The 23646-nt window shown below is 55.0% G+C and carries 16 protein-coding genes; 8 read left to right on the plus strand and 8 right to left on the minus strand.

All coding sequences use genetic code 11. The annotated features are described in order from the left end of the window. Positions 1–121: 121 nt before the first annotated feature. Together HZA73_01210 and HZA73_01215 are read right to left on the minus strand one after the other, a co-directional pair. The gene (locus HZA73_01210; protein MBI5804644.1) at positions 122–856 is read right to left on the minus strand and encodes a hypothetical protein; all 735 of its coding nucleotides are present in this window, start codon (positions 854–856) and stop codon (positions 122–124) included. Positions 857–1018: 162 nt separating this feature from the next. Then, positions 1019–1894 carry a DMT family transporter gene (locus HZA73_01215; GenBank protein ID MBI5804645.1) on the minus strand — a complete coding sequence of 292 codons (876 nt, stop codon included), beginning with the start codon at positions 1892–1894 and terminating at the stop codon, positions 1019–1021. Positions 1895–2094: 200 nt separating this feature from the next. Between HZA73_01215 and ligA the strand changes: the two genes are divergently transcribed. Together ligA and HZA73_01225 are read left to right on the plus strand one after the other, a co-directional pair. Further along, a complete protein-coding gene (ligA, locus tag HZA73_01220) occupies positions 2095–4095 on the plus strand; it encodes an NAD-dependent DNA ligase LigA (protein ID MBI5804646.1) in 2001 nt (666 codons plus the stop codon). 154 nt (positions 4096–4249) lie between these two features. Then, a complete protein-coding gene (locus HZA73_01225; protein MBI5804647.1) occupies positions 4250–5494 on the plus strand; it encodes a guanine deaminase in 1245 nt (414 codons plus the stop codon). Between the two features lie 77 nt (positions 5495–5571). Here the strand turns inward: HZA73_01225 and HZA73_01230 are convergent, their stop codons facing one another. From HZA73_01230 to HZA73_01255, 6 genes are all read right to left on the minus strand, one after another. Further along, a complete protein-coding gene (locus tag HZA73_01230; protein ID MBI5804648.1) occupies positions 5572–6444 on the minus strand; it encodes a hypothetical protein in 873 nt (290 codons plus the stop codon). A 65-nt stretch (positions 6445–6509) separates the two neighbouring features. Then, positions 6510–7127 carry a class II aldolase/adducin family protein gene (locus tag HZA73_01235; GenBank protein MBI5804649.1) on the minus strand — a complete coding sequence of 206 codons (618 nt, stop codon included), beginning with the start codon at positions 7125–7127 and terminating at the stop codon, positions 6510–6512. 75 nt (positions 7128–7202) lie between these two features. Then, the gene (locus HZA73_01240) at positions 7203–9299 is read right to left on the minus strand and encodes an ABC transporter ATP-binding protein (GenBank protein MBI5804650.1); all 2097 of its coding nucleotides are present in this window, start codon (positions 9297–9299) and stop codon (positions 7203–7205) included. 79 nt (positions 9300–9378) lie between these two features. Next, the gene (locus HZA73_01245) at positions 9379–9981 is read right to left on the minus strand and encodes a methyltransferase domain-containing protein (GenBank protein ID MBI5804651.1); all 603 of its coding nucleotides are present in this window, start codon (positions 9979–9981) and stop codon (positions 9379–9381) included. Positions 9982–10034: 53 nt separating this feature from the next. After that, positions 10035–11783, minus strand: a complete 1749-nt coding sequence (locus HZA73_01250) for an ABC transporter ATP-binding protein (protein MBI5804652.1) — start codon at positions 11781–11783, stop codon at positions 10035–10037. Positions 11784–11887: 104 nt separating this feature from the next. Then, positions 11888–12820 carry a TerC/Alx family metal homeostasis membrane protein gene (locus tag HZA73_01255; GenBank protein MBI5804653.1) on the minus strand — a complete coding sequence of 311 codons (933 nt, stop codon included), beginning with the start codon at positions 12818–12820 and terminating at the stop codon, positions 11888–11890. 98 nt (positions 12821–12918) lie between these two features. Here HZA73_01255 and lpxB point away from each other — a divergent pair, with 98 nt between their 5' ends. The 6 genes from lpxB to HZA73_01285 all read left to right on the plus strand — a co-directional run bounded on the left by lpxB (position 12919) and on the right by HZA73_01285 (position 23601). Continuing rightward, positions 12919–14046, plus strand: a complete 1128-nt coding sequence (gene lpxB, locus HZA73_01260) for a lipid-A-disaccharide synthase (protein MBI5804654.1) — start codon at positions 12919–12921, stop codon at positions 14044–14046. Positions 14047–14122: 76 nt separating this feature from the next. After that, on the plus strand, positions 14123–15166 hold the full coding sequence (gene ltaE, locus HZA73_01265) for a low-specificity L-threonine aldolase (protein MBI5804655.1): 1044 nt from the start codon (positions 14123–14125) through the stop codon (positions 15164–15166). Between the two features lie 75 nt (positions 15167–15241). Beyond that, complete coding sequence (gene speD / locus HZA73_01270) at positions 15242–16102, plus strand: adenosylmethionine decarboxylase (GenBank protein ID MBI5804656.1); 861 nt, start codon at positions 15242–15244, stop codon at positions 16100–16102. Positions 16103–16692: 590 nt separating this feature from the next. Beyond that, complete coding sequence (locus HZA73_01275; protein MBI5804657.1) at positions 16693–19902, plus strand: tetratricopeptide repeat protein; 3210 nt, start codon at positions 16693–16695, stop codon at positions 19900–19902. Between the two features lie 182 nt (positions 19903–20084). Beyond that, complete coding sequence (locus tag HZA73_01280; protein ID MBI5804658.1) at positions 20085–20474, plus strand: hypothetical protein; 390 nt, start codon at positions 20085–20087, stop codon at positions 20472–20474. 49 nt (positions 20475–20523) lie between these two features. Further along, a complete protein-coding gene (locus HZA73_01285) occupies positions 20524–23601 on the plus strand; it encodes a beta-propeller fold lactonase family protein (GenBank protein MBI5804659.1) in 3078 nt (1025 codons plus the stop codon). Positions 23602–23646 lie beyond the last annotated feature (45 nt).

Below are 23646 nucleotides of genomic sequence, written 5' to 3' on the forward strand. Positions count from 1 at the left end.
AGATAACAGGCCTTAAACGCTATAAGCAATTTATGTTACTATAAATAACATCTATATGCAAGATAAAAATGCAAAAAGGCCGAAAATATTTCGGCCTTTCGTTATATTAGTTTATGGCAGATCAATGGCCGCCGTCTTCAGTATCTTCCGTGCCGGAGCTTTCATCTTCTGTTTTGGCAACAGTATCGGGTAAAGTCTCGAGCCTGAATTGCTGCATAAAGTAGGAATCGGGATAGGGAGAGGAGGCTATGATTTTTTCCAATTGCTCGGCCCTGGTCATTTTTACGTTGTCTCGAAATATCTTATTGGCCATGACGGCTACAGTGATGTCCTCCTTGGAACCAAGTATGGCCTCTTTCTTGATCCATCCTTTTACCGTACCGGCTTCGCCCACTACTTCGCATAAATTTTCCTTGCTTTGGGTAACGGCAACAACATCAAGCATCTTGAATTTTTTGTCGGTAATGGTTAAAAGGTCCGGCCGTTGGTACACGGGTGTTTCTTCTTTGACTGCGCCGGCGGTAGCAGCCTTTACTAGGCCGTAGCTGGAGGCCCAGCCGGTCTTGCCGTCCGAAAGCTCAACTTGACAATATTCCTTATATTTATCGGTGGAATCTACAATAGTGCCTTCCAGGAGGTTAACGGTTTCACCCAGTCTTAGTGATGAAAGCCAGGAACCCTTTTCCTTTTTTTGCAGGGGATCCTTCCACAAGGCGGTGCCGTCTAAAATGCAGACAGCAGTTGGTTTTATGACCGGAGCCGAATTTGTTTCCGGCTGGGGTTTCGGCTGTTTTTGGCATGAGGTTATTATTGCTGAAAGGAAAACTGCCAGAACAAAATATTTAAACCGGGACATACAGCCTCCTAAATTATAATTTATGATTAAATACAACGATAAATATTACTACAATTAACCAGCGCATGCAAGATAAATATTATAAAACATTTTACGCAAAAGATACGAAAACGTAAAAACAATTAGGTCTTATTTTAGGTCTGATGGGTATGGTTTTCATCATCACTTCTCTGCCAGAAACACTCCTGCGATCACCACCGCAGCGCCCAGGGCAAATTTCAAAGTGATGGGTTCACTTAAAAAAGCCCAGCCCAAAAGGGCAGCCATTATCGGCTGAAGGTTGGAGAAGACAGAGACCTTGGTGGCCTCCAGCTTGGAAAGCCCCCAGGACCAGACCAGGTATCCTAACACCGAGGTCATCAGCGCCAGGTACAAAAGCGACAGCAGGCCGGTCCTGGTTATCTGGCCGTAGTTCTGCCTTATCACAGCGGGCAGGCCAAAAGGGACGAACATCAACGCGCCCAGGCCCAGAGCGTACCCGGTGACCACCAGCGGGGGATACTTCTTCAGCAGTTTTTTGCTGATGATGGTGTAAACCGCCCAGGTGATGACGGCCACGATCAGCAGCAGGTCGCCCTTGATGGTTTTGGCCGACAGGTGAATTCCCTGGTCGAACAGCACCAGGATGATGCCCAGAAATCCCAGGGCTATCCCGGTGATCTTAAGTACTGTAGGCCGCTCGCCCAGGAACAGGGAGGACAGCAGCAGAACCATGATGGGGGTGGTGGAGTACATCAGAGCGCCATGGGCGGCAAAGGTGTATTTCATCCCATACAGGAAAAGCCCCTGGTTCAAGGGCACGGCCAGAAAGGCCAGCAGTAGAAAGGTCTTCCGGTCCTCCTTTTTTGGCAGGATGAACTCCCTGCGCCAGAGCAGAAGCCCGGCGAATACCGCCCCGGCCAACAGAAAGCGGTAGACGCCCAGGGAGAATGGCGAGAATTCCCGCAGGGAAAACTTGGCCATCATGTAGGTGGCGCTGATCACGACCTGGGTCAGCACCAGAACGGTGAATATCTGTTTTCTGGAAAGGTTGTTCATTTACAGTTCATGGTTTATTATGCCACCAAGTCACCAAGACACAAATACAATTAACGAATTACGATTAACAATTGACGACGTAGTGCCTCTGTGGCGAAAAAGCATCTTGACGTAGTCATTATAATTTAGTATGCTATTGGTGTCAAGGAAAACATGGCACTTTACCACAGAAACACGGAACTTAATAAACACGGACAAGGATGAACCGGGAAACAGCCGATAAGGAAATACGGAAACTGCGGGCCGAGATAGCCGGGCACGACCACCGCTACTATGCGCTGGACGATCCCTCAATTTCCGACCACGAATATGACGCCCTGCTGCAGCGGCTGAAGGAGCTGGAAAAAGAATTCCCGGAACTGGTCACGCCAGATTCCCCCACTCAGCGTGTGGCCGGCCAGCCCCTGCAGTCCTTTAAGACCGTGAACCATCAGACGCAGATGCTTTCGCTGGACAACACTTACTCGGCGGACGAATTGAGGGAGTTCGATGCCCGGGTGGCCAAGGCGCTGGAAGGGCAGAGGTACGAGTACGTAGCCGAGCTGAAGATAGACGGTTTGGCGGTGTCTTTGCAATACAGGAATGGCAGGGTACATCAGGGCGCCACCCGGGGCGACGGGACCAAGGGCGACGACGTCACCACCAACATAAAGACCATCAAAGCCGTTCCGCTCGCTTTATCACCCAAAGCCGCCGGACTGCAGGAAGTGGAGGCCCGGGGCGAGGTGTATATGCCGCGCCAGGAATTTTTGCGCATCAACAAGGAGAAAGATGAGGCGGGCGAAGCGCCCTTTGCCAATCCCCGCAATGCCGCGGCCGGCACCTTGAAGCTCCTGGACCCTCGGGCCGTGTCCCGGCGCCGCCTTTCCGTTTTCATCTACGGGGTGGGGCAGGCGCCGGCGGTGCTGCAAGACCACTACTCCACCCTGCAGGCGTTGAAGGAGGCCGGGTTCAAGGTCAATCCTTTCATCAAACTGTGTCCAGACATCCAGCGCGTGATCGATTACTGCAACCAGTGGGAGAACCGGCGGGACGAGTTGGATTACGAGACCGACGGGATGGTGATCAAGGTCAATTCCTTCGTCCAGCAGAAAGTTTTAAGCGCCACCGCCCACAGCCCCCGCTGGGCCATGGCTTACAAGTTCCCGGCCCGGCAGGCCACCACAGTACTTAAGGATGTGGAGTTCAGCGTGGGCCGCACCGGGGTGGTGACGCCGGTGGCCCTGTTAGAACCGGTGCTGCTTTCCGGCTCGACCGTCTCCCGGGCCTCGCTGCACAACGAGGACGAGCTGGTGAAAAAGGACATTCACTACGGGGACACGGTCTTTGTGGAAAAGGCAGGGGAGATCATTCCCCAGATAATCAAAGTGGTGATTGAAAAACGTCCGCTCCAAGCCAAGCCGGTGAAGATGCCAAGGAACTGTCCCTCCTGCGGTGAACCGCTTAAACGCAACCAGGAAGAAGCGGCCTGGCGATGCCTCAACGTTTCCTGCCCGGCCCAGGTGAAGGGTCGGATAGAATATTTTTCTTCGCGCTCCTGCATGGACATAGACGGCCTGGGCATGGCCATGGTGGAGGCGCTGGTCAACTCCGGGATGGTCAAAGATTACGGGGACCTGTACTCTCTCCGTGGCGAGCAGTTGATAAAGCTTGAACGAATGGGGAAGAAGTCGGCCGAGAATTTATTGGATGGGATCGAAAAGAGCAAGGACAATCCCTTCTGGAAGTTGGTAATGGCTTTGGGAATAGACAATGTGGGCTCCCAGGCGGCCAGGCTGCTGGCCAATAGATACCGGTCGCTGGACGATCTGCGGAAAGCCACTTGCGAGGACATCTCCCAGATCTACGGCCTGGGCGGCGCGGTGGGCAGTTCGGTGGAGAACTTCTTTGCCAATAAGAAGAACCAGCAGGTACTGGAAAAACTTAAGAAGGCCGGGATCAATCTGGAGGCGGCCGATGTGGCAGAAGTTCCCCAGACCTTCGCCGGGATGACAGTGGTCTTGACGGGATCGTTGCAGAACTACACCCGTGAGCAGGCTACCGAGCTGATAGTCAGCCGGGGCGGGCAGGTGACAGCTTCGGTATCCAGGAAGACCTCCATGGTGCTGGCCGGCAGCGAACCGGGCTCCAAGCTGGAAAAGGCCAAACAACTGGGGGTAAAAGTGATCGACGAAGGCGGGTTTGTAAAAATGTTAAAATGACCAGTTGATTCTACCAAGGTTTTTTATCCGCAGACGCCGTCGGCCAAAGCCGGCAAGCATAAAAGCCTGCTATGGCGCCGGACGATTTCACAGATTCACGCAGATTATTTCACCTATAATAAATAAATTACAATCAGGCTGGCCGGCTGTAAAAATGAATAAAACATATAAAATAAACGCCGGGATACTGAACCCGGAAAGCCCGCAAAAATGCAGGTTTATAAAGGACGGGGTCCTGATATTCAATGAAGACGGGCATATCCTGTATTGCGGACAGCGCAAACAGGCGCCACTGCTGAACTCAACCAAGATTACGGCCCCGGCCGATTCTTTCATCATCCCCGGGCTGATAGACTGCCACACCCACCTTTCCCAGTACTATGTGCGGGGCCGCAGCGGGGATACTCTTTTAGGCTGGCTGAAGAACCACATATTTCCGGCTGAACACAAGTTCAAAGATCCCAAACATGCCAGCAGGGTCTCCCAAAAATTCTACCAGAGGCTGTTGTCCAATGGGGTAACCTGCGCCGCCCTGTATACCAATTACAAGGCGGGAGTAGAGGCGGCCTTCGCTGAAGGGCAAAAAGCCGGGATCAGGGCCGTCATCGGCTATACCTTGATGGACCGCAATGTTCCGGATGCATTAAAACTGGAGCCGTCGAAAGTTATGGATGAATGCCGGGAGTTGTTTGACAAGCATCATCAAAAAAACCGCAAGCTTTGCTTTTCACTCAATCCCCGTTTTGCGCCCTCATGTACGCCGGGTTTCATGAAAGCCTTGGGAGATTTTGCCAAGAAGAACGAGGTCTACATTCAGACCCACATCTCGGAGAACCTGCAGGAACTTGCCGAGGTAAAAAAATTATTTCCCAAAGCCAGAAACTATGCCGAGGTCTACGACCGGGCAGGGCTTTTAACACCCAAGACCCTGCTGGCCCATGGTATCCACCTTTCCCCGTCCGAGCGAAGACTGATCGAAAAGCGGGGCTGCGGGATGGTGCACTGCCCGTCCTCCAACCTGTTCCTTCACTCCGGGCGGTTTCCTGTGGAACATTGGCCGAGTTATTCCAAGCTGGCTCTGGGCAGCGACGTGGGGGCCGGGCCGTCTTTCTCCATGTTTGACGTAATGCGCGACGCCTATTATGTCAATATGATGCCGCTGTCCCGGTTATTTTACCTGGCCACTTTGGGCGGGGCCAGGGCGCTGGGGCTGGAAAAGACCATCGGCAGCCTGCAGGCCGGCAAGCAGGCCGATTTTTCGGTGATCAGACTGTCGGACATTCAGGATCCTGGCTCCGAAGAACTGCTGTACGATCTGATATTCAAGTGGGACCAGCGGGAGACATTGCAGGTCTATGTGGGAGGGCGGAAATTTTGGCCGTTGGAGAGCCCTTCATAAATTTCATTTATAGCGTCGAAGGAAAATATAAAAGGCGGAAGAGAGTTACTCTTCCGCCTTTTATGGTCAGGTTGTGATTATTTGCTCCAGGTAATGTGGGCGGTAAATCCGTCCCCGGCAAGGGTGTAGTATTTTTCGGTGGAGGTGGAATAATATTTCACAAAAACAGTTCCTTCCGTGGCGCACCAGCCGGCATAACCGTTGTCGCCCAGGTTTCCGTACCCGTTGGCGTCAAATTTCATTTCTCCGGTCAAGCTGGTGTGGGATATCGTGGTGGGGCTGGCTTCGTTCACGAACGGATAGGTGCAGCTCCAGGTATAGTGTCCGGTTTTATCGGAGTAGGTAACATTGACGTTGTCAAAAGAAAAATTCCAGATATAGCTCAGGTCCATGTTGTAAACGGAGGAGGTGAACAGGTAGGTATAATTATAGTTGTAGTTGCCGGAAACTATCAGACTCAACGTATCGGCCCGCTGGCACATCCCGTTGTACAAAAACTTTGAGGTCACAGTACCGCTCTCGTTGGTGGTGGTGGTGTCATAATAGTACTTGTACTCTACCTTGGTGGCCTGGGGATATGGTGCCGCGGAGGCCCAGATATCCGGGGTGAATTTGACCTTGACTGTGTCGAGGTAATAATAGTTGTCGTTTGAATAAAAGTACCAGCCATCCGCACCCAGTGTCCAGAAAGTATCCGGAGGGGTCTTGCCGCCTTTCTTGAAGCTTGGAGAAAAACTTCCGCTGCTCAGACCGCCGGCCATGTCGTCGGTGCCATCGATGCTGGCGGTCGCATTTGTTGTGGCTACACCAGCGGCCGCTGACTGCTGGGCCGCAGGCAGGGCGGTAGTGGTCGAGGTGGGAGGGGTCTCGGTCTCGGTGGGGGTCTTGCTGCAGCCAAAAGCCACAAAAGCTATCAGCACCAGCACCAGGTACAGTTTTACTTGTTTCATCCGTTACTCCTTTTATTGAAATAGTTGTTAGTTGTCGCTGCCTCATTAAAAATATACTCTATTTTTTATTGCAAGTCAAGAAGCCCCTGCAAATGTTTTTTATCTAAATATTTTGGCCGGGCCAGGGTTTGTGCCAAAAAGGAAATTTTGGCCAGGTGTTCCACCCGCTCCATTCTTTGCAGGGCTTCCTCCAAGCTCCGGCCCAGGGCCAGAACCCCGTGATTGGCCAAAAGCAGGGCCTGATGCTGTTTTATCAATGGCGCCATTGACCGGGGCACTTCATCCGTGGAGGGCGTGGCATACCGGGCCAGGGGAACGGGGCCAATGGTCAGAACCACTTCGGGCAGAAGGGGAGCCCTTAAGTCCAGCCCGGCGGCGGCGAAGGCAGTGGCAAAGGGCGGGTGGGCGTGGACCATGGCCTTGACGTCCGGCCGCATCTTATAGGCATAAAGGTGCATTTTGATCTCGGAAGAAGGCAGTCCTTTTCCTTCAAGCACCTTGCCTTCCAGATCGGTCACCAGCAGCTGGGATTCATTTATATCGCCCTTGCGCAGCATGGAGGGGGTGATCAGGATCCTCCTGCCGTCCAGCCGGGCCGAGACGTTGCCGTCGGTGGCGGGCACGAAGCCCAGGGCGTCCAGCTTTCGGCAAACCCGGATGATTTCTTTTATAGTTACATTCATCAACAATCCTTTCTTCATTTATAAGGAAACCAGGAATGCAGGAATAATTTCCCGGTCTCCTGATAAAAAACCTGGTTACTCAGACTCTTTGCCATGCTGCAGCTGGTAAAGGTTGTAGTAGATCCCGCGCTTCTTCAGCAGTTCCTGGTGGGTGCCCACTTCCTTGATCTGCCCCTTGTGCAGCACATAGATCCGGTCCACGTGCTTGATGGTGGAAAGCCGGTGGGCGATGACTATGGAGGTGCGGCCCCGCATCAGGATGTCCAGGGCGTCCTGGATCAGCTTCTCGGTGGCCGAGTCGATGTTGGCGGTGGCCTCGTCCAGCACCAGCACCGGCGGATCGAAGGCCAGGGCCCGGGCAAAGGACAGCAGCTGGCGCTCCCCGGAGGAAAGGGTCACCCCCCGCTCCTTGACCTCCTGGCCGTATTTCTGCGGCAGTCTTTCGATGAAGGTGTCGGCGTGGACCTGGCGGGCGATCTCCCTTACATTTTCATCGGACAGGTCCTTGTTCAACCGGATGTTGCCCTTGATATCTCCGGAGAACAGGAACACGTCCTGCATCACCACACCCAGCGAGGAGCGGAGGCGGGAAAGGCCCAGCTCCCGGATGTCCGTTCCGTCCAGCAGGATCTGGCCGCTGCTTACGTCGTAAAGCCTGGAGATCAGGTTGATGATGGTGGTCTTGCCGCTGCCGGTGGAACCCACCAGGGCCACTTTTTCGCCGGGGGCCACGGCAAAGGTGATGTTCTTGAGCACCGGCTCGCCCGGCAGGTATTCAAAGCAGACGTCCTTGAATTCTATCCTGCCCCTGGCCCGCTCCGGTTCCGAAGCCGGTGGAATGTCCTTTATGGTCACCGGCTCGTCCAGCAGCTGGAAGATGCGTTCGGAACTGGCCATGGCCGACTGCAGCACAGTGTAGCTTTCGGTCAGCTCCTGGATAGGGCGGAAGAACATTCTCAGATAAGTGATGAAGGCCACCAGCACACCCAGCGAGATATTCTGCCGTATCACCTGTCCGCCGCCGTAGTAAATGATCAGCCCCAGGCCGATCCCGGAGATCACCTCCACCAGGGGGCGGAAGAAGGACATCACCAGAACCTCTTGCATGGAGGATTTGAAATATTCCTGATTGACCAGATTGAAGCGGCGGACGCTTTCGGCCTGGCGGCGGAAGATCTGGATCACCCGGACCCCGGAGATGTTCTCCTGCAGGGTGGCGTTAAGTCGGGCCAGCCGGACCCGGATCTGGCGGTAAATGTTGCGGGCCCGGATCCGGAAGAACACCGTCCACAGCGCGATGAATGGCAGCAGGGCCAGCACCACCATTGTCATCTTGATGTCGTAGGCCAGCAAAACCCCCAGGATGGCCAGGGTCAGAAGAACATCCCGCAGCAGGACCGAGAACACCGAGGTGAAGGCCTCGTTGACGGCGTCCACGTCGTTGGTGGCCCGGGTCACCAGGCGGCCCACCGGGTTGCGGTCAAAGTAGCACATGTCCAGCACCTGGAGCTTGGCGAAGACCCGGCGCCGCAGGTCGTGCATGAAGCGCTGGCTGACCATCATCACCAGGAACACCTGGCAGAAATTCAAACCGAAGCTCAACAGGATCAGCCCCAGGAACAGCAGGCCGATCCTTCTGATCCCGGCAAAGTCGCGGTCCCGCAGGGCCAGGATCTCGTCCGGTGACAATTGCCTCAGGTCGGAATGTTTTATCAGCACCACATCGCCGTAGCGGGAAAAGATCCCGGGGTGGGCGGACAGAACCGGAATGACGCTTTCCGGACGGGGGAAATCCCCGAGCTTAAAGTAATAGTAAGGGGTGTTGCCGGCCAGTCCCTGTTTCTGCCAGCGGGCCATCAGGTATCTGTCGCCGGAGGAAAGCCTGGAAACGTCAACCAGCACAGTATCTCCGGCCAGGGACAAAGTCCCCGGTACCGGGCGGTCCAGCACCGCCTTGCGCCCGGAGGCGGTGATGTAGCGGTCGATGGCCTCCTTGGTAATGTGGGGCAGCACCAGCTCGAACCCGGTGACGGCCAGCAGTACCACCAGCGAAAGGGCCAACTTAACGCGGTAGGGCCATAAAAAGGACAGCAATCTTTTTATCAGCCTGGCGTCGTAGATGCTGCCCAGGGCCGCCTCTTCGTGGACTTCGTGGTGTTCGTGGGGGGACATCTAATTGAAAATAGTTGTTAGGGATTGGATGATTGGAAAGGACAACAATGAATAGTGAACTGTGAAAGGGTTCGAGGCCCTATCTCTTCCGGGCGATCAGCTTGTTCGCGGCGTGATGATGCTTTATCCCGCCGGGATGGGTGTCGTAGAAATCGTAAGACTTAAAATATTCAACGGCCCAGTCAGAGTAAATGTTTCTGAGCTCTTTTTCAGCAAACAAACCAATGCAATGTTCGGCCAAATCAGCGGGAACAGGCAAGGCATCGGTAAACACTACAACTACGTTAAGGCCGTTGATCCTGGTATGCGACTTCATGCCTTGGATGAATCTGGCCCAAACCTCCCGTTTTACCAAATGTAAAACGCCGTGCGATATTATCAGATCATATCGGTTGTTAAATTCATACTCGGCCAGGTCCTGAATCCAGGCATTGATCGTTATATCTTTTTGTTTGGTGATGGCTGTCAATTTTTCTATGCCGTTGGCTGAGACATCAAAAGCATCCACGGAAAAACCTTTTTCAGCCAGATACAAGGCGTTTCTTCCATCGCCGCAACCGGCATCAAGAATTTTGGATCCTTTTGGCAACGCGTTGGATATCTCGTATATCTCAAGGCTGGGATTTCCAAATGTTGCAGTCTCCATGCTTTTATAAGATTTTTCCCAAAAAGGCTTGTCCATCCATTTGCCTGTCTTATAAATTACGATTAACAATTAACCAATAACTAATCCAGTCAAGCTTTCTCCAGCTCCCTTTCCAGCTGCTGTAGCTGGTGCATCTCAAAATACTTGCCTCTGCGTTCCAGCAGTTCCTGGTGTTTCCCCTGCTCCACGACCCGGCCCTGGTCCATCACCAATATCAGATCGGCGTCCATGATGGCGAAGATGCGGTGGGAGATGACGATGGAGGTGCGTTGTTCCAGTTCGGATCTCAGGCTGTCCAAGATCCTTCGCTCGGTGTCGGCGTCCACCGCCGACAGGGCGTCGTCCAGGATCAGGATTGGCTTGTCCAGCAGCAGGGCCCGAGCCAGCGCCAGCCGCTGCTTCTGTCCTCCGGACAGGGTCACGCCCCGCTCGCCGATCACGGTCTGATACCCTTTAGGCAGGCCCAGTATCTCCTGGTGCACCGCGGCCAGCCGGGCCACCCGCTCCAGTTCCCCCTGGTCCGGAAGGGGCCAGCGCCCGAAAGAGAGGTTTTCTTCAATGCTGTCGGAGAAAAGAAAACTGTCCTGAGGCACAAAGGCGAACTGCTCCCTCAGCGAGTCTACAGTGTACCCGGTGATCTCCCGGCCATCAAGCAGTATCCGGCCCTGCCGGTAATCGTACAGCCTCATCATCAGGTGGGCCAGGGTGCTTTTGCCCGAACCGATGGTGCCGGTGATGCCCAGCATTTTCCGGTCCTTAAGCTCAAAGCTGATGTCCTGCAGGGCCGGCCGGGACTGGTCCTGATGGTAATAGGTCAGGCCTTCGACCGTAATGCTACCCCGGGCTGCTCTAAAGTTTACAGCGCCGGGCAGATCCTTGATCTGGAGACGGGTCTCAAATATCCGGTTAAGCCTTCCCTGCGAGGCCGCTCCCCGCTGGAAGATGTCGATGGCCCGCCCGATGGCGATCATCGGCCAGATCAGTATTCCCAAATAAGCCATGAAGGCCACGAAGTCTCCCAAAGAGATCCGGCCGGAAACTGCCAGCCGCCCGCCCCACCACAAGGCTATGCCCTGGGAGAACGAGGCCACCAGAGTGATCAATGGAAAGAAAGCTCCCCAGACCCAGACCAGCTGCATGTTCTTATTCAGGTAATCCTGGCTGGAGGCGTCAAACCGGACATTCTCCGAATGCTCCTGGACGAAAAGTTTCACCACCTTGATGCCAGAGATATTTTCCCGTACCGTCTCGGTCAGTTCGGAAAATGATTTTTGGACCACCTCGAACCGGTGGCGGATGATCCGTCCGAATAGGGCCACAATCAAGCTCAAAAAGGGCAGGGGGATCAGGGCATACAGGGCCAGCCGGGGCGAAAGGCTGAACATCAGGAACAGGGAAGCCAGGCCCAGCACCAAAATGTCGGTCAGGATCACCGAGCCAAAGCCCAGGGCCATCCGCACCGCGTTGATGTCGTTGGTGGCGTGGGCCATAAGGTCTCCGGTCTTGGTGGAGTCGAAATATACAAAGTCCAAAGTGCAGAGGTGGGAGAAGAACTCGTCCCGCAGGTGGCGTTCCACCTTCCGGGCGGTGCCGATCAAAAAATAGCGCCAGAAAAAGCGCCCCAGGCCGATGGCCAGCGCCAGCCCCAGGACCCACAGGCCGTAGCCGGCCAGCCGGGCAGGGACGGCCACCCCGGCCGCCAGGTCATCCACAGCGTGTTTGATGTACAACGGAATGGCCAGCTGCAGCAGGTCCACCGCGATCAGGCTGATGAACCCGGCCAGCAGGGCCCATTTGTAACGGGCCAGATATTTCTTTAGTTTAAAGAGTTCTTTCATTCCCAGGAATTAAACGTTATAAGGAAAGCCGGAAGATAGAAAATGTTTTGAAAAGAAAAGACGTAAATAACTCCTGTTGATCGGCGAAGATCAGCGTCCGATGGTCATTTGGCTTCTTTCTTGGCCAGAGACAGCAGTATCGACAGCGCCAGGGTGGCGCAGATGAAGGTCAGGGAGACCCCGATGGATATATGGATCCATCGGGCGATCAGCATCTTGACGCCCACAAACATCAGGATCAGGGCCACGCCGTACTTAAGGAAGCGGAACATGCCGATGACGCTGGCCAGCAGGAAATACAGGGCCCGCAGTCCCAGGATGGCGAAGATGTTTGAAGTGACGGCGATGAAGGCGTGGGGAGAAACCGCCAGCACCGCCGGAATGGAATCCACCGCGAACACCAGGTCCGAGCTCTCCACCACCAGCAGGGCAAGGAATAGTGAGGTGACTGCTCGCCGGCCGTCATGAACAACGAAAAACTTTTCTCCGTGATTGGAGACCGCCACCGGGAACATCTTCCGGGCCATCCGCACCACCAGGTGCTTTTCCACGTCCATCTCCTGCTCATCGGTGAAGGCCATCTTAACGGCGGTCACCACCAGGATTCCCCCGAACAAGTAGATGACCCAGCTGAAAGTCTGCATCAGCGAGACCCCGAACAGGATCAGCACCACCCGCATTACGATGGCTCCCAAAATACCCCATTTAAGGATCAGGGTCTGGCGGTCCGGGCCGATGGAGAAGCTGGAGAAGATCAGGATGAACACGAACAGGTTGTCCACCGAGAGCGATTTCTCCAGCAGGTAGGCGGTTAAAAACTCCAGGGCCTTGGTGTGCCCCTCAAAGATCCAGATGCCGGCGCAGAAGACCAAGGCCGCTCCGATCCAGACCAGGCTCCACATCAGGGCTTTCTTGGCCGACAGGGCGTGATGGCGGTGGCTGGTGGCGAACAGGTCGATGAACAGCATCACCGCCACTATGACCGCAAATGCGAACCACATAATTGTATCTATCATGACATAATTATAGAGGTGCATCAGCGTGAAGTCAAGAAAAAACGAAAACAGACGGAGAAGAGATTTCACTTGCGCCGGCGGATAATTATTGCTATACTTTATTTGTTATGGCAAGGATAATGATCATCGCCGGAGAAACCTCCGGGGACCTCCACGGCGGCCAGCTGGTGAAGGAACTGAAGGCGCTGGACCCAGGCCTGGAGATATTCGGGATCGGGGGCGACCGGATGCAGGCCGGAGGGATGGAGCTTCTATACCATGTCAATGAGCTTTCCTTTATGGGTCTGGCCGAAGTGATCGGCCATCTGCCGTTCATCCGTTCGGTGATGAAGAAGCTGGAGACCGAGCTTTATGCCCGGAAACCTGATGCGGTGGTGCTTATAGACTATCCCGGGTTCAATCTGCGGTTCGCTCGAAAGGTGAAAAAAGCCGGGATCCCGGTGGTCTATTTCATCTCGCCCAAGGTCTGGGCCTGGGGCCGGGGCCGGGTGCGCAATATCCGGAGATTGGTGGACAAGATGCTCTGCATCCTGCCGTTCGAGGAGGATTTTTACCGGGGCCGCCGGATCAACGCCCGGTATGTGGGCAATCCATCAATGGACGAGGTCAAGACCAGCCAAAGCCGGGAGCAGTTCTATAAAAACAACGGAATGGATCCAAAGCACCATTTGGTGGGACTGCTGCCGGGCAGCCGCAAGCAGGAGATAGAAATGATCCTGCCGGTGATGCTGCAGACCGCAGTGATGCTCAAGGAAAAGGATCCCGCCCTGCAGTTCGCCCTGGGTCTGGCTCCGGGTATGGACCGGGAGCGGATCGAGGACATGATCGCGGTCTCCGGCCTGGATGCGGCCCTGATCGAAGGGCCGGCCTACAACCTGATGGCTCACTCCCGGCTGCTACTGGTGGCCTCGGGCACGGCCACGTTGGAGGCCGGGATCAGCGGCACGCCGATGATCGTCATCTACAAGACCTCGCCCCTGACCTACTTCATCGGCCGCCGGCTGATCAAGGTCCCGGACATCGGCCTGGTCAACTTAGTGGCCGGAAAGAGGGTGGTGCCGGAGTTCCTGCAGGGCGAAGCCCGGCCCGGGGCGATATTCCTGATGGCCCAGGTGCTGCTGGCCGAGGGCCGTCCGCGGCAGGTTGTGATGGCGGAGCTGGCCAAGATCCGGGATATACTGGGAGAACCGGGAGCAGCCAAACGGGCGGTGGGGGAGATCTACGAAACTATTAGCAAAAAGCAATAATAAGTATTCTGTATCCAGTAGACAGTAGTCAATAAACGGCAACCTCCAAATCCCAAACATCAATTCACAAATCTCAATGAAGATCATAGACCTTCGCTCCGATACGGTTACAAAACCCTCGGCCGTCATGAAGCAGGCCATGTTCAGCGCCCCGCTGGGCGACGACGTCTTCGGCGACGACCCCACGGTCAACAAACTTCAGGCCGAGACCGCCAGACTGCTGGGCAAGCAGGGCGGGTTGTTCGTGCCCTCCGGCACTATGGGCAACCAGATAGCGTTAAAGACCCTGGCCCGGTCCGGGGACGAAGTGATCCTGGACCACGAGTCCCACATCTTCCGTTACGAAGTGGCCGGTGCGGCGGTGATGTCCGGCCTGCAGTTCCATACCATTACCGGACCCGGCGGGATCCTAACCGCAGAGCAGGTCAAACAGGCCATCCGCCCGGAGGACATCCATCAGCCGCAAACCACGGTGGTCTGCTTAGAGAACACCCATAACCGGGCCGGCGGGGTTATCTATCCATTGGACGAGATAAAAAAGATCTCCGCTTTGTGCAAAAAACACAAGATCAGGATGCACCTGGACGGAGCCCGGCTTTGGAACGCCTCCATCGCCAGCGGTGTTTCGCTGAAAGAATATTCCAAATACTTCGACTCGGTGATGGTCTGTTTCTCCAAAGGCCTGGGCTGTCCGGCGGGGTCGGTGCTGGCGGGGGACAGGGAGTTCATTGAAAAGGCTCGGCGCAACCGCAAGATGATGGGTGGAGGCATGCGCCAGGCTGGCATTCTGGCCGGGGCCGGGCTGTATGCGCTTAAGCACAACTTCAAAAGAATGGCCGAGGACCATAAGCGGGCCAAAACATTGGCCCGAATAATATCTCAAATACCAAAAATACAAATCGATTTGGGCAGCGTCCAGACCAACATAGTTGTCTTCGACATCAAACAAACCGGAATGAGATCAGAGCAGGCTATGGAAAAACTGGCCGGGAAAGGCCTGTGGCTGGTGTCTTTCGGGCCCACCCGGCTCAGGGCGGTGACCCATTTGGATGTGGGCGACAAAGACATAAAAACCGCCGGGGCCATAATGCGGAAAATATTCGGCGGGCGCAATAAATAATCATTGCAATTTCACGGATAACTATATATAATAGGTCACTTTTTTCAACCCCTAAAAATCTTTCGAAAGACAGAGATGAAATACAAATCCCAGCAGATATCCCATATCAAAAACACCAAGACCGACGTCAAACCCCTGAAAAGCCTGAAGCTTCACGGGTTCAACAATCTGACCAAGACCCTGAGCTTCAACATGTACGACATCTGCTACGCCAAGAACCAGAAGCACCGGGAAGAGTACATCAAGTACATCGACGAGGAATACAACGCGGCCCGGCTGACCAAGATCCTGAACGAGGTGGCCAACATCATCGGGGCAAAGGTGCTGAACATCGCCCAGCAGGACTACGACCCCCAGGGAGCCAGCGTCACCATGCTGATCTCGGAAGAACACGTCCAGCCGGAGCACATAGACTTTCCCAACGGCACAGCCGAGAACCTGGAACACCAGGACGTGGTGGGGCACCTGGACAAGAGCCACATCACCGTTCACACCTATCCCGAAAGCCACCCCGACAACGGCATCAGCACCTTCAGGGCCGACATCGACGTCTCCACCTGCGGGGTGATCTCGCCGCTGCGGGCCCTGAACTACCTGATAAACTGCTTCTATTCCGACATCGCCATCATGGACTACCGGGTGCGGGGCTTTACCCGGGATGTCTCCGGCAAGAAATATTATATAGACCACAAGATCAACTCTATTCAGAACTACCTCTCCAAGGAACTGGTCAAGGATTATCAGATGGTGGACGTCAACGTTTACCAGGAGAACATCTTCCACACCAAGATGGTGCTCAAGGATTTTGACATCGACGAATACCTGTTCGGCCGGGGCCAGAAAAAACTGCTGGCCTGGGACAAGTTCAAGATCAAGAAACGCCTGCAAAAGGAGATGTACGAGATTTTTTCCGGGGAGAATACGCCCAGGTTCTAAAGGGGTTATAATATGGAGGATCCATAAAAAGGGACTGTGTCAACAGTCCTTTTTTTGTTCCCATGAACAAACCCCAAAATAGTTGTTAATGACAATCTAACTTGATCAGGAAAAGTAGAAAGCGTAAAGCCGGTTTGGCTAAAAAAAGCAGATTTAGCCCGATTATGTTCTTTTCTTTTTGTACCGTCCAAAAGAGAAGAACCAAAAGCCACGCCTTTGGCGGGCCCCGCATTATTAATACTATTGTGGCGGGGGAAAAGCTCGTTCAGCCTACGTAGCAGGCTGCCATATAAAAGCTACTTCGGCGAAGTGGGCTCGCTTAAAACTCTCCAGGCCACGCTTACGCTAAAGCTTCAGCGGGCCCGCGTTGCGCTTCTCGTTGCTGGCGGGCTTGTCTGAACTCGGGCTTTGGCCAAGCCCTCAAACATGCCAGAAAAGCTTTTTCCGCCATCAACTGTGATGCTCACGGATCGTTTTAACGCGACAACCGGGGTCGGTAATTATTGATTCCATGTTTCCTGAGTTGGTCGGATAATCGTTTAGTTGTCTATTGTATTGACAGGCCTAAAATAATTTTGTATAGTAAAGGCATGGCTAAAACAGTTCAACCGTCTTTAATCCTTCGTTCCAAGCTGCAGCTTCCCAGGCCCAAGCCGGAAACCCTAAAAAGGCCGCGGCTGATGGACGCCTTGGGCAACCAACTGGACCGCCGGCTGTTGGTGATCACCGGCGATGCGGGGTACGGAAAAACCACACTGCTTGCCCAGCTCAGCGAAAAGGCCCGCCTGCCAGGAGTGTTTCTTTCACTGGAGCCGGAAGACAGCGACCTGGTGACATTCTATTCCGGCCTGGTCTATGGCCTGGAACGGCTGCAGCCTGGGCTGGCCAGGCGGTGCCGGGGCCTGGTGGACCGGGGCACCGATATAGGAAAGAACCATAGACTGGCCATGGGTACCCTGCTGAACGAGCTGGTGGAGAAACGCAACGAAGAGCTGTTCATCTTTCTGGACGACTACCACTCCCTGTCCGAGGACAGCGGGGTTCATCAGGCGCTGGATTATTTCATCGATCACCTGCCGCCGGATGTCCATCTGGTGATAGCCTCACGCAAGGAACCTCCGCTGCCCTCCCTTCCCAAGTGGCGGGCCAAACGCGACCTGGCCGAACTGAGCCGGGAATCGCTGAAATTCACCGAGGAAGAGATCCGGTCCCTGCTGGAACAGTTTTATAAGATCAGTCTTTCGGAAACAGAGATCAAGGGCCTGGTCCAAAAGACCGAAGGCTGGATCACCGGGGTCCAACTGATACTGCAGGCCGCAGGCCGGGACGGACGTTCGGTGCGGGAAATGCTGAACGCTTATCTGGAGGAACACGGCGGCCTGTTCCGTTATTTTGCCGGGGAGATTTTCAACCGGGAGAAGGAGGGACTGCGTGACTTTATGAAGCGCAGTTCGGTGCTGGAAGTAATGACGTCCGAGTCCTGCCGCTATGTTCTAAAAGTAAATAAACCCGAAGTATGGCTGGAGGAACTGGTCAAGGGCAATCTGTTTGTCACCGCGGATGGCTCCGGGGAATACAGGTATCACAGGCTTTTCCGGGAATTCCTTTATGACCAGCTGACTGACCAGGCCGAGAGGTGCGGGCTCCACATAAGGGCGGCCGAGCACCACGAAAAGAATGGAGAAGCCGCCAAGGCCATCGGGCATTATCTTTCCGCTGACAAGCACCGGGAAGCGGTGCGGCTGATAGACCGTGACCGGGAGCGGCTGATCAACCGGGCCCAGTTCTCCCTGCTCCGCTCCTGGCTGGAGCGCCTGGCCCCGCAGGTCTACGATGAATTTCCCTGGCTTTACGCGGTCCAAGCGGTGCTTTACAAGGAGCAGGGCAAGCTGGAGCAGGCCGAAAACCTTTACCAGCAGGCGGAAAAGCAACTCCAGGGGAAAACGGCCCAAAGTTCTTCCCGGGCCTACGTGCTTTACGAAAAAAGCATCGTTCTGCACCGCAAAGGAGAATCCAAAGAAGCCCTGACGGTTCTTAAGCAGGCCCTTAAATGCTGCTCACCGGAGAACAGCGACCTGAAGACCTCCATTCTGGGTTTTACAGCCCAGGTCTGGCTGGAGGGGCAGGGAAATGCCAGCAAGGCCAAAACCTGTCTGAACCAAGCCCGGAAACTGCTGAAAGGAACCTCCAACAATATGCAGGCGGTTTACATTGAGCAGAAGCAGTCGGTCCTGTGGGAAAGCATCGGGGAAAAGCGCAAGGCCTTCGGCATCTACAAGGGCATAATCGAAATGATAGGCGATAATTACTCCCACCTGGTGGGTTCGTATTTCCACAACGCCGCCAAGGTAGCCCTGGATTACGGCCGTTACGATTGGGCCGGAGAATGCCTGAACAAGGGGTATGCGGTGTGCCTGGGCTACGAGGATATTTTCTCCGAATCCATGCTGGAGTTCGGCTACGGGTACCTGTATCTTTTTAAGGGCCAATGGGACCAGGCCCAAAAACACCTGGAAAGGGCCCACGACATTTTCAAGGAGATGAACTGGACCCGTTCGGTCTGCATTGCGCTCCGCCAGCTGAGCCGTCTTTACCGCTACCGGGGAAATCCGGAGAAGGCCCTGCATTATCTGGAGCTGATGAAACAACAGCCTTTGGGGCCTTTGGACCGGATCGCGATCTTAATGGAACAGGCCCTGATCGACATCCACAAAAAACAGTATCTCCCGGCCCGGGAATCTCTGGACTCCTGTAAAGAGCAGGCCATCAAGTATTTCGGCAAGATGGGGGAGATCATCTGCTATTTGGCAGAGGCGGAAATACAGGCCGGCTTTAAAAAACCCAAAGACGCCGAGCGCTGGCTTCTAAAAGCGGTCAGTCTGTCCAAAAATTACGGTTTTGACGGACTGCTGGCCTGCGAACTCCGGGCCAGTCCCGTCCTGGGACAATTGGCCAAGAAATGTAAGACCGAGAAGGCTTATCTACTGACCATCCCCTCTTTTGGGAACCATGCAGGCAAAGATCCTGCTCCCGAGATATCAGGACTGCGGATAGAACTGCTGGGGCCGCCCAAGATATTATTTGGCGGAAAAGAGATCACCAACGGCATCAGGCGGCAGGCCCAGCAGTTATTCTGCCTTTTGGCTTATCACGGGGAGAGAGGTCTGAGCCGGGACGAGATATTGGAGGCCATGTGGCCCAGGGTCAAGCCCAAACTGGCGGTGGACAATTTTCACCTGGTGATGTTCGAGGTACGGCAGGGCCTGCTGAAAAACATCGGGAGATCCTATGGCAAGGCCATAGTAAAAGAGGGGGGAAGATACCGGCTCGGCCCCGGCCTGCCGGTGAGAACCGATGTCCGGGCCTTTGAGGAGTTATTGGCCGGATCGCGGGAAGCGGAAAAGACCGGGGATGCGGTCACCGCCAAAAAACTTCTGAGCCAGGCACTGTCCCTTAAGAGGGGGGAGCTCTGCCAGGGCTGGACGGAGGACTGGGTGCAGAGGATATCACGCCGGTTGGAGGATCTGCACCAAAAGGCACGGTTAAAGCTGGGGGCCCTGCATCTCCGGGATGGGGAACTGGACAACAGCCTGGAGTGTTATAAACAGGCTATTGACCACAACGAATTATGTGAAGAGGCCTATCGGGGATTGATAAGGATCCACGGGGCGCAGGGCGATCTTAACCAAGCCAAGGCCCTGTTCGCCAAGCTCGAAAAAGCCCTGCGTAAGGAATTGAAGGCGGAGCCTGCCCCCGAAACCATGGAAATTTACCGGACGGTGATGTCTTCCGAGAAATAGGACCTTGTAATCTAACAACTATTTTAAAAGAGCCCGACAGGGGCTCTTTTTTTGTCTCCCAAAACTAAGAAAAAACTAAGAATCGGTGTTATATACTGAACCCTTGTTCAAGGGGACAAAGAGAACGGAGAAGGGAACAGGTTTGCCGTTCCTGGATAAACGATCAGCTTGGAGAACTTAAAATGCCGGATTATCTTCCCCGCCCGGACAGCGTGTTCGACCGATGGGTGGCCGATTTCATAGAATACAGCACCCAGCATAGGTCAGAGCTGGGTCTGACCGACAGCGAAGCCGCCGAACTGCAGAAAGCTAGAAACGCCTGGAGCCAGGCCTTTGTCAGGCACCGGTCGGCCCAGGAGGCGGCCCGGCTGGCCACCGAGGACAAAGAGCAAAAACGGGCGGAAGTTGAGCAGGCCGTCCGCAAGTACGTTCGAGTGATCCAGGCCCGCCCGGCCACCACCAACAAACAGCGGCGGGGTCTGGGGATAAGCCTGAAGCCTGAAGATAGGCAGGAATCTGCGGCGACCGGAGCTGCCGTGTCCATAAGTGAGATAAGCCTGGCCGGGTACTGAAAGTTATTAGTAAAATAATCAGTAAACTAAATTTATAAGGAGGTCACACATGAGAACTTGGAGTAAACTGGCAATGCTGGCGCTGGCCCTGGGCCTGGTAGCACTGCCAGCCATGGCCGACTGGCAGACCGGCACGGTGGGCTTGGGGAACGGCATCAAGAGCGTAGCCGTTGACCCGGTGCGCAACCTGGTATTCTCCGCCGACAGCGGCAGCGGCATGATCAGCGTGACCAATGGAAAGACGAATGCGGTTCAGGGCTGGTGGGTAGGCGCCGGGCCGAACTGCCTGGCGGTCAATCCGATCACCGGCAGGCTGTATGTGGCCACCAACAGTTCCTCTACCGTGGATACGATCATGGTGGTGGATACCCTCGGTTCGGTGGTTGCCAAGCTGGAGGTCAAGAACCACCCCAAGGCGATGGTCTTTGACGCCGATAGCAATTTTCTGTACGTGGCCAATTATGGCAGCGACACCGTGAGCATCTTCAAGAACGAAGCGCTGCTGAGGAACGTAGTGGTTAAGGATCGCCCCCGGGCAATGGTGCTGGACCCGGTGCAGCATTACGTCTGGGTGTCCTACGAGCTTTCCGATTCGGTTACCGTCATCCGTCGCTCGGGTGAACTTACCAATACGCTATGGTCCGGCCGGCGGGCTTACGGCATGGCGGTCTGCGCCTCGGTCAACCGGCTGTATGTGGCCAACACCGACGACGACAGCGTGACGGTATTCGACTGCTGGGGCTATGTCAAGGAAGCCAAGCTTTACTCCGGCGATTATCCGGTATCGGTGGTCTGCGATCCGGCGGCCAAGCAGGCCTATGTGGCCAATATGAGCAGTGGCACGGTAACCGCCGTAAATTGTTCCACCAACACCAGCGCCGGACAGGCTTTGGTCAAACCATTTCCCATTCAGATGGCCATCAACCCGGTCACCAGAAAACTTTACGTGGGCAACGATAACGCCATCCCGGTGCTGATGATCCTGGACTGGCGCAGCGGGGTGGTCCGCGATTCCGTGGTGCTGACCCACGCCCCGGGCCGGATGGCGCTCAACCCGGCCACCAACAGCATTTACGCCGTATTGGAGTGCGGCGCAACCGTCAATGACAGTCTGGCGGTGATCGACGGCTCGGACTATGATACCACCATCGCTGTGGCCAAAAGCGGCACCCAGTTCGCCGCGGTCAACCCCATCACCGGGGACGCCTTCTTCAGCAACAGCAATGCGGACAACGTGACGGTGATCAAGGCCAACGGCGACACCCTGACCATCGCGGTGGGAGACGACCCAAGAATGATCGCCGTTAATCCTATTACCAATAAAGCGTTTGTCTGCAACACCGGAAGCAAGTCGGTATCGGTCATAAATGGCGCCAGCTATTCCGTGGAGAACACCATTACCGTTGATACCCTGCCAACCATCGTGGCTGTCAATCCGCTGACCAACTATGTTTATGTCAACAGTTTTTTGGCCTCGGCCAACCGGCTTAAGGTCATAGACACCAAGCACTGGGACACCACCTCGGTGTTGGTGGGATCCAAACCCTTCTCCATCGCGGTGAACCCGGTTACCAACCGGATCTATGTGGGCAATGACGTAAGCAACACGGTGACAGTGATCGACGGGGCCCGCCATACTGTGATAACCTCTGTTCCGGTCAATCGGCCGTACAAGATAGACATCAACCCCGTGACCAACAAGATCTACGTGGCCAAGCTCCAGACCAGCGGCCAGGTGGCGGTGATAGACGGGGCCACTAACACCAGCACCAATGTGACCGTGGGTAACTGGCCCTCCGGAGTGGCTGTCAACCGGGCCAATAACAAGATCTACGTCACCAACTACAACGACAGCACGGTGACAGAGATCGACGGTCTGACCAACGCCACCAGTACCATCAAGGTGGGCGTTCATCCTGAATGGATCGCGGCCGACCCGGTGACCGGCAAGGTGTTCGTCTCCAACAGCGACGGCAGCAGCCTGAACATAATAGACTGCGCCAGCCGCAGCGTCAAGACCATGGCGGTGCCGGCCGGGCCGAGACAAGTAGTCGTGAATCCGGCCACCGGCAAGGCTTACCTGGCCTGCTATACCGCCGGGCGGGCGGTGGTCTTGGACCAGACCGTGGAACAGGATGTCAAAGTGACTACTTATGACGGCGGCACCACCTGGGCCCACGTTTTCCCGGGAAGCAACCAAAATCGTTCCGTGTCCACCATAAATCACTGGCTTCCCTATAAAACAAAAATCAATAAAGGATTTTTCAGCCTGGCCACCAGCCAGTCATTCTGGAAGTTCGGCGCAAGTAGCTCAAGCAACGACTCCTCTTTGGTGTGGCTGACCGGGAACGGATGGGGATCAGACACGGCAATCTACGGGGATAACGTTTACCGCCGCAGTGCTCTGGAAACCCAAGCCTTCGCCACCAACAACCTGGGTTCAGGAACGCCATTTATTGGCAACATCACCACCGATGTGATGTACCGGCTGGACAATGCTACTCCTACCATCGCCTGGTGGGACAGCCTGGCAGACGACAACGATTCACTGGATGGCTACGGGCCCTATACGGTCAAAGCGGTGATCACCGACTTTTCGGGATTGGACACGGTCTACCTTCACTACAACCCGGCGAAGGCCTACACCGGCATGACCCGGGCCCTGGCCGACACCTTTGTGGGAGTGATCCCTGCCCAGATCCTGGCTTACGGCGATACGGCAGCCCTGTCCTACATGATAGAGGCACAAGACCATGCGCAAAATCCTTATGGCACCTTCAATTACTCAGCTACCAGCCAGCGGGTGATCCATCTCCGCAACCTGACCGGAGTGGATGGCAACCCAACTGATCCGGCCCTACCCAAGACCTTCGCCCTGCAGGCGGCCTATCCCAATCCTTCCCACGGTCAAGCTGTCCTCAAATACCAATTGCCCAAAGCTTCAAATGTCCAGCTTCAGGTATACAACGTGGCCGGGCAATTGGTGAAGACTATAAACGAAGGACAGAAGCCGGCGGGGTACCACCAGATAGGCTTGAAGGACAATGTTATGGCCAATGGAATCTACTTCTATAAATTAACAGCAGGGGAATTCAGCGCCACCAAAAAACTAGTGGTTCTAAAATAGGGCAACTCGTAACAAGGAGCGGCCGAGCTATACAGCCGCTCCCAT

Source organism: candidate division TA06 bacterium, from assembly GCA_016235665.1.
Classification (GTDB): domain Bacteria; phylum Edwardsbacteria; class AC1; order AC1; family EtOH8; genus UBA5202.